This window comes from Streptomyces sp. KPB2, from assembly GCF_003950055.1.
Lineage (GTDB): Bacteria > Actinomycetota > Actinomycetes > Streptomycetales > Streptomycetaceae > Streptomyces > Streptomyces salinarius.
Genome location: NZ_CP034353.1, coordinates 1,803,910 through 1,819,788, shown reverse-complemented (window position 1 = coordinate 1,819,788; position 15,879 = coordinate 1,803,910). Strand labels below are relative to the sequence as shown.

At 74.2% G+C, this 15,879-nt stretch carries 9 protein-coding genes; 7 read left to right on the top strand and 2 right to left on the bottom strand.

Annotation, left to right across the window (positions count from 1 at the left end):
* The first annotated feature begins 73 nt into the window (after positions 1-73).
* Together D1J63_RS07835 and D1J63_RS07830 are read left to right on the top strand one after the other, a co-directional pair.
* Positions 74-4,069 (top strand): non-ribosomal peptide synthetase, encoded by a 3,996-nt coding sequence (locus tag D1J63_RS07835; protein WP_164712760.1) that lies wholly within the window; start codon positions 74-76, stop codon positions 4,067-4,069.
* Complete coding sequence (locus D1J63_RS07830; RefSeq protein WP_125628326.1) at positions 4,066-7,335, top strand: non-ribosomal peptide synthetase; 3,270 nt, start codon at positions 4,066-4,068, stop codon at positions 7,333-7,335. The genes D1J63_RS07835 and D1J63_RS07830 overlap by 4 nt, the downstream gene beginning before the upstream one ends.
* Positions 7,336-7,702: 367 nt before the next feature.
* Here the strand turns inward: D1J63_RS07830 and D1J63_RS07825 are convergent, their stop codons facing one another.
* The gene (locus D1J63_RS07825) at positions 7,703-8,524 is read right to left on the bottom strand and encodes an SAM-dependent methyltransferase (protein ID WP_125628325.1); all 822 of its coding nucleotides are present in this window, start codon (positions 8,522-8,524) and stop codon (positions 7,703-7,705) included.
* Between the two features lie 169 nt (positions 8,525-8,693).
* Between D1J63_RS07825 and D1J63_RS07820 the strand changes: the two genes are divergently transcribed.
* From D1J63_RS07820 to D1J63_RS07800, 5 genes are read left to right on the top strand one after another with little or no spacing between them, the layout of a single operon-like run.
* A complete protein-coding gene (locus tag D1J63_RS07820; RefSeq protein WP_125628324.1) occupies positions 8,694-9,935 on the top strand; it encodes a cytochrome P450 in 1,242 nt (413 codons plus the stop codon).
* A complete protein-coding gene (locus D1J63_RS07815) occupies positions 9,932-10,645 on the top strand; it encodes a flavodoxin family protein (RefSeq protein ID WP_125628323.1) in 714 nt (237 codons plus the stop codon). The genes D1J63_RS07820 and D1J63_RS07815 overlap by 4 nt, the downstream gene beginning before the upstream one ends.
* Before the next feature lie 50 nt (positions 10,646-10,695).
* On the top strand, positions 10,696-12,072 hold the full coding sequence (locus tag D1J63_RS07810; protein WP_164712759.1) for a cytochrome P450: 1,377 nt from the start codon (positions 10,696-10,698) through the stop codon (positions 12,070-12,072).
* Positions 12,073-12,107: 35 nt separating this feature from the next.
* Complete coding sequence (locus D1J63_RS07805; RefSeq protein WP_276323105.1) at positions 12,108-14,054, top strand: anthranilate synthase family protein; 1,947 nt, start codon at positions 12,108-12,110, stop codon at positions 14,052-14,054.
* 9 nt (positions 14,055-14,063) lie between these two features.
* Positions 14,064-15,260, top strand: coding sequence for a 3-deoxy-7-phosphoheptulonate synthase (locus tag D1J63_RS07800; RefSeq protein ID WP_125628321.1), 1,197 nt, complete (start codon positions 14,064-14,066; stop codon positions 15,258-15,260).
* Positions 15,261-15,291: 31 nt separating this feature from the next.
* On the opposite strand, the gene D1J63_RS07795 is transcribed toward D1J63_RS07800, so the two are convergent.
* Entirely contained in the window at positions 15,292-15,834 is a 543-nt protein-coding gene (locus D1J63_RS07795) for a DUF1697 domain-containing protein (RefSeq protein WP_125628320.1), read from the bottom strand.
* Between the last annotated feature and the right edge of the window lie 45 nt (positions 15,835-15,879).

The window sequence follows — 15,879 nt, the reverse complement described above, 5'->3', positions numbered from 1 at the left end:
CGGGGGGCGCCGCACGGAAGCTCATAACCCCCCGCTCCTAGCTTGGCGCGCAAAGCCACGGTGGGAGGCCCATGTGACACACGTCGACGATCAGTTGCCGCAGCTGTCCGCGGCACAGCGCCGCCTGTTGGAGTCGATGACCGGGGGCCGGCGGCCCGGCCCCGGCACCGAGCCGGACGCGCCGCCGACGGACCGGGCACCGGCCGGCCACGCCCAGCGGCGGATGTGGCTCGTGCACAAGCTGGCGCCGGGCCCGGCGTTCACGGTGCCGATCCTGTACCGCATCGCCGGACCGCTGGACGTGCCGGCGCTGACCGACGCCCTGACGACCCTGCTGGAGCGCCACGAGATCCTGCGGACCACGTACCACGAGGCCGACGGCGAGCTGCGCCAGCGCGTCGAGCCCGTGCCGTCCGACGTGCTGTCCCGGCACTCGGTCACCGGCCTGGCCGACCACCTCCGCGACGACGCGGCCCAGCGGCTGGTCCACGCGGAGGCGGCCAGGCCCTTCGACCTCGCACGCGGCCCGGTGTTCCGCGCCGCGCTCGTCCGGACCGACAGCGAGCGGTGGCTCCTGCTGCTGACCATCCACCACATAGCCTGCGACCAGTGGTCCATGGGCGTCTTCGTCCGCGAACTCGCCGCCGTGTACGAGGCGAACACGTCCCAGACGCCCGTCCGGTTGCCCGCCCCCGGCCGCACCTACGCCGAGTACGCCCGCGAGCAGGCCGCCCGCGAGCGCGACGGCGGCTTCCAGGCCGGGCTGGCCTACTGGCGCGAGACGCTGAAGGACCTGCGCCCCCTGACGCTCCCCACCGACCGGCCGCGCCCCGCCGAACCGGCGCAGCTCGGCGGCGAGGTGGCCCGCTGGGTGGAGCCCGAGGTGGCGCGCCGGGTGCGGGCCTGCGCGGCGCGGTGCGCGGCCTCGCCCTTCATGGTCGTACTCGCCGCCTTCCTCGTGGTGATGCGCGCCTACCAGCGCCACGACGACCTCGCCGTCGGCACGACGGCGGCCGGGCGCGAGTCGGAGGACCTGGCCGGGGTGATCGGCTTCTTCGTCAACACCAACGTGCTGCGGACCGAGGTGCGCGCCGACGACACCTTCGCCGACGTCGTCGCCTCCGTGAAGGCCGCGGTGCTCGGCGCCCGGCCGCACGCGGACATCCCCTTCGAGCTGGTGGTCGACGCCCTCGAAGGCACCCGCGACGGGACCGGCCGGTCGGTCACCCCCGTGCTGTTCCAGCAGGACAACACCCCCGACAGCGCACTGCGCCTGACCGGCCTGGACGTCGCGCTCGACGACGACTTCCTCTCCGGCACCGCCAAGTACGACCTCCTCGTCAGCGTCCGCAACCGGCCCGACGGCACCCGGCTCCACTTCCAGTACGACGCGGAGCTGTTCGACCGCTCCACCGCCGCCCGCATGCTCGACGCCTACGAAACCTGCCTGGCCGCCGCCGTGCGGGAACCCGAGCGCACGGTGCGGGAGTTGCCGGTCATGTCGGACGCCGAGGCGGCCGAACTGGCCCGGCACAACGACACCGACAGGCAGTTCGACCTGCCCGGCAGCCTGCACGGGCTGTTCGCACGCGCGACCCGGGCCACGCCCGACGCGCTCGCCCTCGTCGACGTCACGGGCGCGCGCCGGTCCTTCCGCGAGGTGTCCGAGCAGGCGGACCGGGTCGCCCGGGCACTGGTGCGGCGCGGCGTCGGACGCGGCGACACGGTCGGCGTACGCCTGCAGCCCGGCGCGCACTACCTGGCCGCCGTCCTCGGCACCATGGCGGCCGGAGCCGCGTTCGTGCCGATCGACCCGCACTACCCCGCCGAACGGGTCGCCCTCATCTCCTCGGAGGCGGACCTCGCGCTGCTCGTCGACGACACCGGACTCGACGTGCCCACGCTGACGGCCGAGGGACGGGACGCCGACGTCACCCTGCCGGAGGTGGGCCCGGACGACCCGGCGTACGTCATCTTCACGTCCGGCTCGACCGGCCGGCCCAAGGGCGTCGTCATCCGCCACGGCGGCATCCTCAACAACCTCGCGGACCTGGCCGAGCGGCTGGGCCTGGGACCGGACGACCGAGTCCTGACGGTGTCGTCGCCGAGCTTCGACATGTCGGTCTTCGAACTGCTCGGCGTACCCTGCTTCGGCGGCGCCGCCGTCGTCGTCGACCACGAACTGGCCCGCGACCCGGCGCACTGGGAGGAGATGGCCACGCGCCACGCGGTGACCGTGTGGAACTCGGCGCCCGCGCTGCTGGAGCTGTTCCTGGGCCACCTGGAGAGCGGCTCGACGCAGGAGGCACCGCCGCTGCGCGTCGCCGTGCTCGGCGGCGACTGGGTACCGCTCGGCGCGCCCGCCCGCTGGTACTCCCTGTTCCCCGACAGCGAGTTCACCGTGCTGGGCGGCGCCACGGAGGCGTCCATCCACTCCACGTTCTACTCCTGCGCGAGCGTGGACCCGGGCTGGAAGTCCATCCCCTACGGCAGGCCGATGGCGAACCAGACGGCGGTCGTGGTCGACGACGACGGCCGGCCGAGCCCCATCGGCGTGCCCGGCCACCTGCTGCTCGGCGGCGCCGGGCTCGCGGCCGGATACCACCGCAAGCCCGAACTGACCGCCGAGCGGTTCGTGCACGTCCTGGGCGAACGGCGCTACCGCACCGGCGACATCGCCAAGTGGCGGCCCGACGGCCAGCTCGAACTCCTGGGCCGCGACGACGACATGATCAAGATCCACGGGCTGCGCATCGAGCCCGGCGACGTCGAGTCCGCGCTGCACGGGACCGGCGACCTCACCGGCGTCGCCGTGGTGGCCGCCGCGGCCCCCGGCGGCGGCAAGGAACTCGTCGCCTGGGTGACGAGCGACCGCGAAGTGGACACCGCGGCGCTGCGCGACGGCCTGAAGAAGGTACTGCCGGCGTTCATGGTGCCCGCGAGGATCCAGGTGCTGGACGCGTTCCCGCTGTCACCGAACGGCAAGGTCGACCGCAGGGCCCTGGCCGCGCGGGAAGCGGCCCCCACCGACACCGGACCCCGCTCCGAGCCGCCCGCCACGCCCACCGAGCGCCGGGTCGCCGAGGCCTGGGCCCAGGTGCTCGGGGCCACCGCCCTCGGCCGGAACGACGACTTCTTCGAACTGGGCGGCGACTCCTTCAAGGCGGTGCGCGCGGCACGGCTCGTGGCGGGCGACCTGCCCGCGTCGGCGGTCTTCAGGCACCCGACGGTGGCCGCCCTCGCGGACCACATCGACCGCGGAGGGGAGGCCGGCAGCGGGACCGGACTGCTGCTGCACCTGTCGGCATCCGCCGAGCACCCGCCGAGCCGGGACGAGCAGCCGGTCCCCGTCGTCTGCCTGCCGCACGGAGGCGGGAACGCCGTGGTCTACCAGGCACTCGCCGACACGCTGGGCGCCGGCTTCGACGTCTGGGCCGTCAACCTGCCCGGCCACGACCTCGCCGACCGCGAGGACCCCCAGAGCATCCGGGAGGTGGCCCGGCGCTGCGCGGACGAGATCGCCGAGCGGTTCACCGGCCCCGTGGTCGTCTACGGACAGTGCGCGGGCTGCGCGGCGGCCGTCCGGCTGGCGCGCGCCTGCGAGGCCCGGGGCGTCGAGGTCCGGGCGCTCTTCGTCGGCGCCGCCCTGCCCGACCAGGACCCCGCGGAATCGATGCGGCTGGTGCGCGAGGCGGACGACGACCTGCTCCTCGGCCACATCCGGGGACTCGGCGGTCTGAGCGGCGTGCTCGACGACAGCGACCTGATGAGGATGCTCCGGGTGGTGCGGCACGACCTGGCCGAGATGATCACGATGTACAGCGAGGAGCACGGCACCGGGATCGAGCCGGTCCGGGCGCCCGTGCACTGCGTCGTCGGCAGCGAGGATCCCGCCACCCCCGGCTACGAACAGCGCTACACCGACTGGGGCAGGTACGGCACCGGGGTGACCCTCTCGGTCATCGAGGGCGGGGAGCACTACTTCTGCAAGCACCGCCCGGACGACTTGGCCGGGGTGATACGGGAGCGGCTCGCCGCCGACGTCTCCCGGGAAGGACGGGCCCGATGAGCCTGGACCGGTGGGCGGCGCTGAGCCGCGAAGAGCGCGGACGACGCGTCGGCACCGTCGCCGGACCGCCCGCCGAGGACCTCCGCGACCCGGGGGGACCCGTACCGGCCTCGGTGGGGCAGAGCGCCCAGTTCTACGTCGACCAGACCGTCGGCGACGGGCCCAGCCCCTACGCCGTGCCCTTCGCACTGGAACTGCTGGGCGACTACGACGAGTCGGCGCTGGCCGCGGCGGTGGAGGCGGTGGCCGGACGGCTGCCGGTGCTGCGCAGCCGCTTCGAGGCCGACGGCCGGGGCGCCCTGCGGTCCGTGGTGGCCGGGACGCCGCCGGTGCGGGTGCGGGTGGAGCACACCGCCCGGGTGTGGGAACGCGCGCGAGAACTGGCCCGTGAGCCGCTGCGGCTGGAGCGCGGCGGCCTGTTCACCGCGGCCCTGCTGCGGTCCGCGGGGTCCGAGGCCGACCTGCTGGTGCTGATCGGGCATCACGCGGTCGTCGACGGCATGTCGATGGCGGCGATCGTCGGCATGGTCGCGGCCGCCTACCGCGAGCGCTCGGTGCCCGAAGGCCCGCACACGCCCGCGTTCCGCGCGCTGGCCGCCCGGGCCGCCGACGGCGAGGTCGGCGAAGAGGCCCGCGCCTGGTGGCGCGGCCACCTCGACGGCCGGCCACCGGCCCGGCTGCCCGCCGACCGGCGGCCGCGAACGGCGTCCGACCGCCACCGGGGCGACCACGTCACCGTCGATCTGCCGGCAGCCGGGTGGGAGCGGCTGCGGGCCGTCGCGCAGGCCGAGGGGGCGGGGGAGGCCGCCGCGGTCCTGGCCTGCCTCGCCGCGGTCGTGGCACGGCACTCCGGCCCGGCCGACGCCGTGTACGGCCTCTCGGTGACCGGGCGGTCCACCGTCTCGCAGCTGGAGTGCGTGGGCCCGTTCGCCGACTCGGTACCCGTCCGCGTCCGCGCCGAGCCGAACCGCACGGTGCGCGAGGTGGTGCGGTCACTGGTCGACGGACCCGCCTGCGGACGCGCCCCGTACGAGGTGCCCTTCGCCTCGCTCGTCCGCGCCCTCGACGTGCCGCGCTCACCCGGCCGCAATCCCCTGTACGACGTGCTGGTCACCATGGACCCCTTCGTCACCGACGAGGTCACCGCGGTCGACGACCGGCTCGGCTGGCGGGTCCACGGGCTGCACAACGGCACGGCCAGGGTCGGCCTCCAGGTGACGGTGTCGCCCTGGGGCCCCTCCGTCCGGGCCCGGTTCGACTTCGCCACGGCCGAACGGTCCCGCCCCGGCGTCGAGCGGCTGGCCCGCGCGTTCGCCGAGCTGGTCGGCGCCGTGACGGACGGCGAGGAGCCGATCGGTTCCCCCGCCGTGCCGTACGACGGCGCCTCCGTGTCGGTCGCACCGGGCAGGCGGCGGCCGCCGGCCGTGCTCGCGGGCTTCGACGCGGCCGTGGCCGCCGGGCCGGACCGGGTGGCGCTGCGGGCCCCGGACGGACAACTCGACTACCGGACCGTCGACGCCCGTTCGGACGTGCTGGCGGCCTACCTGGCCGCCCGCACCCGACCCGGGGACGTCGTGGCCTGTCTGCTGGAGCACTCCGCGCTCGTGCCGGTCGCGATGCTCGCCGCCTTCAAGGCGGGCTGCGTCTACCTCCCGGTCGACCCCGGGCTGCCTGCCGAGCGCCTGGCCATGATCCTCGGCGACGCCGACGCCCGCCTCACGGTGCGCGACGCCCCCGGGCGGGACGCGGTGCTCCTGGGCGATCCCGCGGACCCCGGCGGGCCCCCCGGACCGGACGGCGACGGCCCGGTGCCGCTCCACGGCGGGACGGACCCGGCCGCACCGTTCGTACGACGTGCCTGCGAGAGCGCGTACCTGATGTTCACCTCCGGCTCCACGGGCCGGCCCAAGGGCGTGCGGGTGAGCCACCGTGCCCTGGCCACGTTCGTCGCGGCCATGACCGACGAGGATCTCGTCCGCCCGGCGGACCGGGTCCTCGCCATGACGGCCACCACCTTCGACATCTCGCTGTACGAACTGCTGCTGCCCCTGACCGCCGGGGCCACCGTCGTCCTGGCCGGCGGGTCCGGTGTCCGCGGTGTCGGCCGCGCGGTGCGGCTGATCCGGGAGGGAGCCGTGGACGTGGTGCACGGCACGCCGTCCACCATGAAGGTCCTCATGGCGGCCGGCTGGAGCCGTCGGGACCGGGTGCCGCGCGTGCTGTGCGGCGGTGAACGGCTGCCCGCCGACCTGGCGGGCGAACTGGCGGACCGCGGTGGCGAGCTGGTCAACCTCTACGGACCCACCGAGGCGACGGTCTGGGCGCTGCGCGAGAGGGTGCGCGCCGAGGACACCGCGGCCGGCGGGGAGCCGCTGATCGGAGCACCGCTGCCCGGCTACGCCGCCTGGGTCGCCGACCCGGAGACCCTGCGCCCGCTGGAGCCGGGCGTCGTCGGGGAGCTGTGCCTGGGCGGACCGGCGCTCGCGGACGGGTACGTGGGGCGGCCCGAGGCCACGGCGAAGAGCTTCTTCGCGTCCCAGGCCGGGCCCGCCTACCGCACCGGCGACCTCGCGCGCCGGCGCCCCGACGGCAGGTTCGAGTTCCTCGGGCGGACCGACGACCAGGTCAAGGTGCGCGGGCACCGGGTCGAACTCGGCGACGTCGAGGCGGCCGCACGCCGGGCGCCGGGCGTCACGGACGCCGTGGCGGCCGTCGCGGACGGTGCCCTCCGGCTCCTGGTGGTGGGCGGCGAGGAAGCGGTCGCGGCGGTGCGCGAACTGCTTCCCGGGCTGCTGCCCGAGCACATGGTTCCCTCGCTCGTCGGACGGGCCGACGCCGTGCCGCTGACCACGAGCGGCAAGACCGACCGGCGACGCGTCGCCGAACTGGTGGGCGGCGCGGCCGGGGGAGAGCGGGAGGCGGGTGCCACGGCGCCCGGCGGCTCCGGGGTGTCCCGGCACGAGGAGTGGGTCCGCTCGGTGTGGTCCCGCATGACGGGCCGGCAACCGGTCGGGGTGACGGACAACCTGTTCGAGATCGGCGGGCACTCCCTGACGGCCGCCCGGACCGTGGCACTGGCCAGGGACGAACTCGGGCTGGAGATCGACATGGACGAGCTGTTCGCGGACGCCACCCCGCGCGGGGTGGGCCGGCTGCTGGAGACCGCGGCCGCCGAACGCGACGCGCTCGTGCGGCTCGTCGCCTCGCTCAGCGACACGGAGGCGGAACGGATGCTCGGCGAACGCCGGGTGCCCGGCGAACGCTGAACGGGCGGAGCCCCGGCGGCTGTTCGGGCCACCGGGGTGTCCGCGTGTTCGTCGCTCGTGCGGCGTGGGCCGGATGGGGCCGTGCCTGTGCGGCTGGTCGTTTCGCTGAGGGACGGGGAGGCGGGACGGATGCTCGGCGGGCGCTGAACGGGCGGTGCCCCGGGGGCTGTTCGGGTCGCCGGGGTGTCCGCGTGTTCGTCGCTCGTGCGGCGTGGGCCGGACGGGGCGCGCCTGTGCGGCTGGTCGTTTCGCTGTGCGACGGGGAGGCGGAACGGGTGCCCGGCGGGCGTTGAACGGGCGGTGCCCCGGCGGCCGTTCGGGGCGCCGGGGCATCGGGGTGTTCGCCGCTCGTGCGGTGTCGTGGCGGTCAGAGCCGCCGGCCCACCCCCGCCACGGCGCGCTTGAAGGCGACGAGTTCCGGGGCGACCGGCTCGTCGGGCCGCCAGGCGGGTGTCGAGACGACGCCGGGCTCCAGGAGGTCGTAGCCCTCGAAGAAGCGCAGGACCTCCCGCTCCGGACGCGGGTACATCGGCTGGATCTCCTCCCGGTACAGCCGCAGCACCTCTTCGGCGCCCTGCGGCCAGTCCTCGGAGGTCAGCGCATGGGACAGCACCAGGTAGCTGCCCGGGCAGGTGGCGTCCCGGAACCGGCCGAGCAGCGCCCACGGGTCGTCCGCGTCGGAGACGAAGGGGAACACCCCGGTCAGGACCAGGGCGACGGGCCGCGTGAAGTCCAGGACGGCACGCACCCGGGGGTCCCCGAGGACCCCCTCCGGGTCCTGCACGGCACCCCGTACGGCCGCCACGTCCTTCTCGCCGTCCAGACGGTCCCGCCAGGCGGCCACGGCCTCGTCCTCCACGTCGACGTAGACGACCCGGGCGCCGGGCTGCTCGGCCCTCACCACCTCGTGCAGGTTGGGCGAGTCCTCGGTGGGGAACGCGCACCCCAGGTCGAGGAACTGCTCCACCCCGTACCGCGCGGCGAGCGTCCGCGCGGCGCGCAGCATGAACTGGCGGTTCTCGCGGGCCACCGTCGGCGTACCCGGATTGATCGTGAGCAGACGGGCCAACGCGCCCTGATCGACGTCCAGGACGGTGTCACCGCCGATCAGACTGCCGTAGATGCGGCACGCGCTGGGCCGGTCGCCGGCCGTCTCGTCGAGGAGCTGTTCCTTCTCATCCGTGGCCATCTGGTGAACCCCTGCCCTCAGTCACCCGTCGCCGGGCTCGTCGTCGTGGACGGCCGAGGCTGGCACCGGCGGGTTCAGCCGTGGTTATGCGCGCGGCCGCGGCCGAGGAGGCGGGATAACCGCCCGCCCGCACAGTGGGCGTCCCGGCGAGCGAAGGAGCTGAGAGCGCATGACCGTCAGCGAGGCCGTACCCCTCACCATCGAGGACTTCAGCGACGTCGACGCCCTGGAAAGCAAGGTCGGCCGGCGCCACGGCTGCGTGCCGATCCTGCTGCCCGACGGGATGCCGGCCTGGCTGGTGCTGGGAAACGCCGAGATGCGCCAGGCCCTCTCGCACCCGGGACTGGTGCGCAGCGCGTCGGCCGCCAACGAGGCCCTGACGCCCTACCTCACCCTCGCCAACAGCGACTTCCCGCTGAGCCGGCATCTGCTCTTCGCCGACCAGCCCGACCACGGCAGGATGAAGGAGAGCGTCAAGGACGCCTTCAACCGCGGCCGGGTGGAGAAGCTGCGGCCGTGGATGACGGACCTCGCCCACGGTCTCGTCGATGCCTTCGTCGAGGCCGGCGAGGCGGACTTCGTCCCGGCCTTCGCGCTGCCCTTCCCGATCGCCGTCATCAGCGAGGTACTGGGCGTGGAGGAGGACAGGCGCGCCGACTTCGAGGCCCGGGCCGCCGTCATCACCGGGGTGAACACCTCGGCCAACGGCAGCGACATCGCCGCGGCCGGGGCCTGGTTCGACACGTTCGCCGGCGAGCTGCTCGCGAGCCGGCGGGCCGAGCCGCGCGACGACGTCATGACGACGATGGCCCAGGCCGTGGACGCGGGCCGGATGACCGAGCGGGAGGCCCGCTCCAACGCCTTCCTCTTCCTGTCCGCGGGCTTCGAGACCACCGTCAACCTCCTCGCCAACGGGCTCCTGGCACTGCTGCGCCACCCCGAACAGCTGCGGATCTTCCGCGAGGACGGATCGCGGGACGGGACGCTGCGCGCGCTGGAGGAGATGCTGCGCTACGACAGCGCGGTCTCGGGCATCACCTACCGCTTCGCCGCCGAGGACCTCACCCTGGCCGGCGTGCGCATCCCCAAGGGCGACCACGTCGCGATCTGCCTGCCCTCGGCCAACCACGACGAGCGCGTGGTCGAGTGCCCGGCCCACTTCGACGTCCGCCGGACCGTCAACCCGCACCTCAGCTTCGGGCACTCCACCCACTTCTGTCTGGGGGCGCCCCTGGCCCGGCTGGAGGGCGAGATCGCCCTGCGGGTCACCGTCGACCGGCTGGCCGACCTCGAACTGGCCGTTCCGGAGAAGGAACTGACCTGGGAGCCCAGCTTCACCGTGCACCGGCTGAGCAGGCTTCCCGTCCGGTTCCGGCCCGCCTCCCGCCGCGACGGGCGGGCGGCCCGATGACGTACACCACGCAGCCCGGCACCGGCACCGGCACCGGCCCGGGCCGGCTCAAGTTCCTCGCCCTGAACGGCTCCGAACGCCCCGACGGCAACATCGTGCACGCACTGCGCCGGGTCGAGGAGATCCTGGCCGGACAGCAGGCGGACCTGGAGGTCGTACGCCTGTGGGACCTGCGGCTGTCGCCGTGCGGACCGTGCGGCGACTGCAACTTCCGCACCCGGCCCTGCGCCCTCGACGACGGCCTGCGGCCGCTGATCGACCGCATGGCCGCCGCGGACGCCCTCATCTACGCCACCTCGGTGCACGGATTCGGGTCCGCGCCCACGATGCCCACCTTCATCGAGCGCTCCGGCACCGGCCATCTGCGCTTCGACCGCGTGCTGACCAACAAGGTGGGCGGGGTCCTGGTGACCGGACGCCGCTACTCCCACGTCGAGACGCACAACCACCTGCTGAACAACGTGCTGCTCAACCGCATGATCGTGCCCGGCCACGGCTTCCCGAGCGTGCTGTTCGGCAACGAGAAGGGCGAGGTCCTCGGCGACGAGGAGGGCATGGAGATGCTGCGCCGCATGGTGATCCGGATGGCACGCCTGGCCCGGGTGCTCCGAGAGCACCGGGAACTCACCGGGGCGGACCTGCTGGCCGACGAGTACGCCGGCGAGCGCGACCGCCGGCCGGTCGCGCTCCCGGCACCCCGGTCCGCATGAACGAGTCGGAACCCTCCGCACCACCCGTCACGACAGAAAGGGAAGCGAACGTGGCGCACCTGAAGGAACAGTGGCCGGGGCTCGACGCGATCCCCCACCCGGCGGGACGCAAGCCCGACACCCTGGACATGGAGAACTCCGACTTCGTACGGCCGATGCAGCGGATGTTCCAGTGGTCGAGGGAACTGGGCCCGATCTTCGAGACCCAGGCCCCCGGCTTCGGCATGGTGGTCGTCACCGGCGCCGACCTCGCCAAAGACCTCTTCGACGACACCCGCTTCGAGAAGTACACCGGCTTCGGCATCGAGGCGTTCCGGCCGGTCACCGGGGACGGACTGTTCACCGCCTACAACGACGAGGAGAACTGGGCGCTGGCCCACCGCATCCTCCTGCCGGCGTTCAGCCGTGAGGCGCTCATGCGCTACCACCCGAAGATGGCGGGCTCCGTCGGCAGGCTCGTCGACCACTGGACCAAGACCGCGGGCGACGGGCCGGTCGACCTCGGCGAGAGTTCCGTCTCCCTGGCGCTGGACATGATCGGGCAGGCGGGCTTCGGCTTCGACTTCGGCTCCTTCGAGGGCGGCGGGAAGAACCACCCCTACGTCAGCTCCATGGTGAACGCGCTCGCCTACTCGGTGCTGCCGCCCCAGCTCCAGCAGGAACGCGAGGCGGAATTCCGCTCCTGGGTGACGACCATGAACGGCACCGTCGACGACGTCATCGACACCCGCCGCCGGTCCGGCACGAGCACGGACACCGACCTGCTCGGCATGATGATGCACGCCCGCGACGAGGTCACCGGCAAACGGCTGCCCGACGAGAACATGCGCTACCAGGTGACGACGTTCATGGTCGCCGGATACGGCACCACGGCGTCGCTGATCACCTTCTGCCTGTACTTCCTGTCCCGCAACCCGGGTGTCCTGAGCGCGGTGCGGGCGGAGATCGAGCAGACCGTCGGGGACGCCGAGATCGACTTCGAGAGCGTCTACCGGCTGCGCACCCTGCGCCGGGCCGTGGACGAGACGCTGCGGCTCTGGTCACCCACCCCCGCGTTCCTGCGGGTCGCCAAGGAGGACACCGTCATCGGCGGGCGGTACGAGGTCAGGCGCGGCGGCTGGGCCGCGCTGCTCACCGGCGGCCTGCACCGGGACCCGGCCTGGGGCGAGGACGTGGACGCCTTCGACCCGGACAGGTTCCTGCCCGAACGCGTCCGGGCCCGGGAGCCCCACCTGTACAAGCCCTTCGGCACGGGACCCCGTGCCTGCATCGGCCGTCAGTTCGCCCTGCACGCCGCCACCCTGGCGCTGGCCGAGACCGTGCGCTCGTTCGACGTGGAGGTGCCGCCGGACTACGTCCTGTCGGTCGCCGAGGGGGGCTTCTTCATGCCCGAGAACCTCGAGGTGTCCGTCCGGCGGCGGACCTGAGCCCACACCGTCGGGGCGGTGCGGAAGGGGGAGCCGTGGGCCGGCTGGACGAGAGGAAGCCGGGCGGGCCGCTGGGCCGCCTGTACGACGGTGGGCCGTTCGCACTGGTCCACCGGCCGGGCATGACGGCGCCCGGCGTACTGGAGCTGTTCCGCGGGCCGGTGGCCGAGCTGTCGCGCCTCGCGGAACTGCCGGTGGACCACGCCGGGGCCCCGGCCGCCGGCCCCGCCGTGCTGGCCCTCGTGCCGTTCCGGCAGGTCGCCGAGCGGGGCTACGCCTGCGTCGACGACGGGGCACCGCTGCTGGCCATGCGGATCGAGCAGCGGTCGGTCCTGGGGCTCGACGCCTTCCTGCGGGCGACCCGGGACACCGACGTGCCGTTCGAAGCGGCCGGGTTCGACCTCGGCGACGACCGCTACGCCGAGATCGTGCGCGACGTCCTGGCACGCGAGATCGGTACCGGGGCCGGGTCGAACTTCGTCATCGCACGCAGCTGGTCCGCCCGGCTGCGGGACCCCTCGGTGACGGCCGAGTTGACCCTGTTCCGCCGGCTGCTGACGGGCGAGACCGGAGCACACTGGACGTTCCTCGTGCACACCGGGCGGCGGACCTTCGTCGGGGCGACCCCGGAGCGGCACGTCGGCCTCGGCGCCGGCGAGGCCGTGATGAACCCGATCAGCGGCACCTACCGCTATCCGGCGGGCGGGCCCACCGTGGACGGCCTCCTCGGGTTCCTCGCGGACCGCAAGGAGGTCGAGGAGCTGTACATGGTGGTCGACGAGGAACTGAAGATGATGGCGGGCATCTGCCACGAGCGGCCGCACGTGGACGGGCCGTACCTGCGGCGGATGCGCCACCTCGCGCACACCGAGTACTTCGTCCGGGGCCGCACCGCGCTGCCCGCGCACGAAATCCTCCGCCGGACGCTGCTGGCACCGACCGTCACCGGCAGCCCGGTCCAGAACGCCTGCACCGTGCTGACCCGGCACGAGACGGTGGGCCGGGGCTACTACAGCGGAGTGGCCGCGCTCATCGGCCGCGACTGTGCCGGCGCGGTGACGATGGACTCGACGATCCTGATCCGTACGGCGGAACTGACACCGGACGCCCGGCTGCGGCTCGGCGTCGGCGCCACGCTCGTCCGGCACTCCGACCCCGTGAGCGAGGTGGCCGAGACCCACGCCAAGGCCGCCGGGTTCCTCTCCGCCCTGCGCGGTGGGCAGCGCACGGCCGCCGTCCGCACCGGTGCCGGGCCCGACCCGGCCCGGGACCCGCGGGTACGGCGCCTGCTGCGCGCACGCAACGAGGGCCTGGCGCGGTTCTGGCTCTCGCCGTCGCCCCGCACGCACTGGGCGGTGCCCGAGCTCACCGGCCTGCGGGCGCTGGTGGTCGACGGTGAGGACACCTTCACCGCGATGCTCGCCCACCAGCTGCGGGCGCTCGGCCTGACGGTCACGGTGACCTCCTGGCGGGACGTTCCCGACCACGGCGGTCACGACCTCGTCGTCGCCGGCCCGGGCCCGGGCGACCCGGGGCGACTGGAGGAACCGAGGATCGCCCGGCTGCACACGCTGGTCGGCGAGCTGCTCGCCCTGCGCAAGCCCCTGCTGGCGGTCTGCCTGTCCCACCAGGTGCTCTGCCGGCTCATCGGCCTCGACGTGCGGTGCCGGCCGGAGCCCAACCAAGGGGTCAGGCGCCGTATCGACCTGTTCGGCGAGCCGGCCGACGTCGGCTTCTACAACACCTTCTCCGCCTGGTCCCCGGTCTCGCGCACGACCGCGGGGCCGGGCACCGGACCGGTCGAGATCGGCCGGGACGAGGCGACCGGTGAGGTGCACGCCCTGCGCGGACCCGCCTTCGCCTCGGTGCAGTTCCACCCGGAATCGGTGCTCACCGAGCACGGGCCACGCCTCATCCGCGGCCTGCTCGCCGCGGCCCTGCGGACCGGCGCCCCTGCGGTGGACCGAGTCCCCGACGCCTAGGACCCCTTCATGAGCCTTGTCCGCAGTGACTTCACCGCCCCGGGGCCCCCGGCCACGGACGCCGTGATCCGCGCCGTGCGCGCCCGGCCGGCCCGGCAGCAGCCCGACTGGCCGGATCCGGGCGCGGTGGCGGCCGTGACCGGTGAACTGGCCGGTGCGCCGGGCCTGGTGAGCGGCTCCGACGCGACGGCCCTGCGCGCCCTGCTCGCCGGGGCGGCCGCGGGCCGGCTGCGGGTGCTGCAGGGCGGCGACTGCGCGGAGATCCCCGACCGGGCGACGGCCGAACGCACGGCCCGCACCGGCGAACTGCTGCACTCGCTCGGCGACGCTTTCGCCGCCCGGGCCGGGCGCCCGGTCGTCACGGTCGGCCGCATCGGTGGCCAGTACGCCAAGCCCCGTTCGGAGCCCGTCGAGGTCCGCGACGGACGCGAACTGCCCGTCTTCCGCGGCCACCTGGTCAACGACCCGGCCTTCGAGGCCGGGGCCCGGCGGCCGGACCCGTACCGCATGCTCGTCGGCTACCGGGCGGCGGCCACCGTGGCCGACGTGCTCGCGGGGGTGCGCCCACGGGTGTGGACCAGCCACGAGGCACTCGTCCTCGACTACGAGATGCCGCTGCTGCGGCGGGAGCCCGAGGGGCTCGTCCTCACCTCCACGCACTGGCCGTGGATCGGCGAGCGCACCCGGCAACTCGACGGCGCGCACGTGGAACTGCTGTCCCGGGTGGTCAACCCCGTCGCCGTCAAGGTCGGTCCGGCCATGACCGCGGCCGAACTCGCCGGTCTGTGCGAGCGGCTGGACCCCGACCGCGAACCCGGCCGGCTCACCCTTATCGCGCGGCTGGGAGCCGGGCGCGTCGACAGTCTGCTGCCGGGCCTGGTCGCGGCGGTGCGCCGGGCCGGCCACCCCGTCGTCTGGCTGTGCGACCCGATGCACGGCAACACCCTGCGCGGCCCGGGCGGCCGGAAGATCCGGGTGGTCGGCTCACTGATGAGCGAGGTGCGCGGCTTCCACGCGGCGGTCACCGCCGAGCGGGGCACGCCCGGCGGACTGCACCTGGAGGTCACCGCGGACCCGGTGGCCGAGTGCGTGTCGCACGCGGCCGAGTCGCCCTGGCCCGCCGGCGCCCCGGAGCCGCTGTGCGACCCGCGGCTGCACCCGGGCCAGGCCCGGCAGGTGGTGGACGCCTGGCCGGACGCGGCCTAGGACGCCCCGTCGCACGCGCCCGGTCCGAACGTCAGCCCCGGCCCGCGGCCTTCACCAGCCGCTCGATCGTGCCCAGCGTGCGGGTGGTGGCCGGTACGCCGAACATGCGCTCGATCTCCGCGGTCGGGCTGCCCGCGTTCGACTTCTCCTTGCGGATGAGGCTCAGCGCCAGGCCCTCGCGCAGTTCGACGATGTCGACGTCGTCCTTGGTGTTCGTCCACGGCAGCTTCAGCTCGACGGGCCGCCCGCCGTCGAAGAACGTGAAGGTCTTGCGGTACGTGCGGCCGTCCTCGTGGCCGTCGAACGGGTCGCCGGCGAGCACGTCGACCAGCAGGTCGAGGCCCCGGACCAGCGCGGGCTCGGTGTAACCGGCCGCCGATTCCAGGGTCTTGGCGGCCTCGGCGACCACGCCCAGCGGGTCGTCCGCGTCGAACAGCACCGTGCCGTTCGTCTGGAACGACTTGACCCCGCGGGCCCCCGCGGCGGACAGCGCGCCCTCGAGCGTCGCCCGGTCCGGGCTGCCGGCGTGGCCGAGGTTCATGCTCCGGTAGAACACCACATGGGGAGAATTCATGATGTGAGACCTTACCGATGAGGTTCCCCGCGCGGGCGGGGAAAC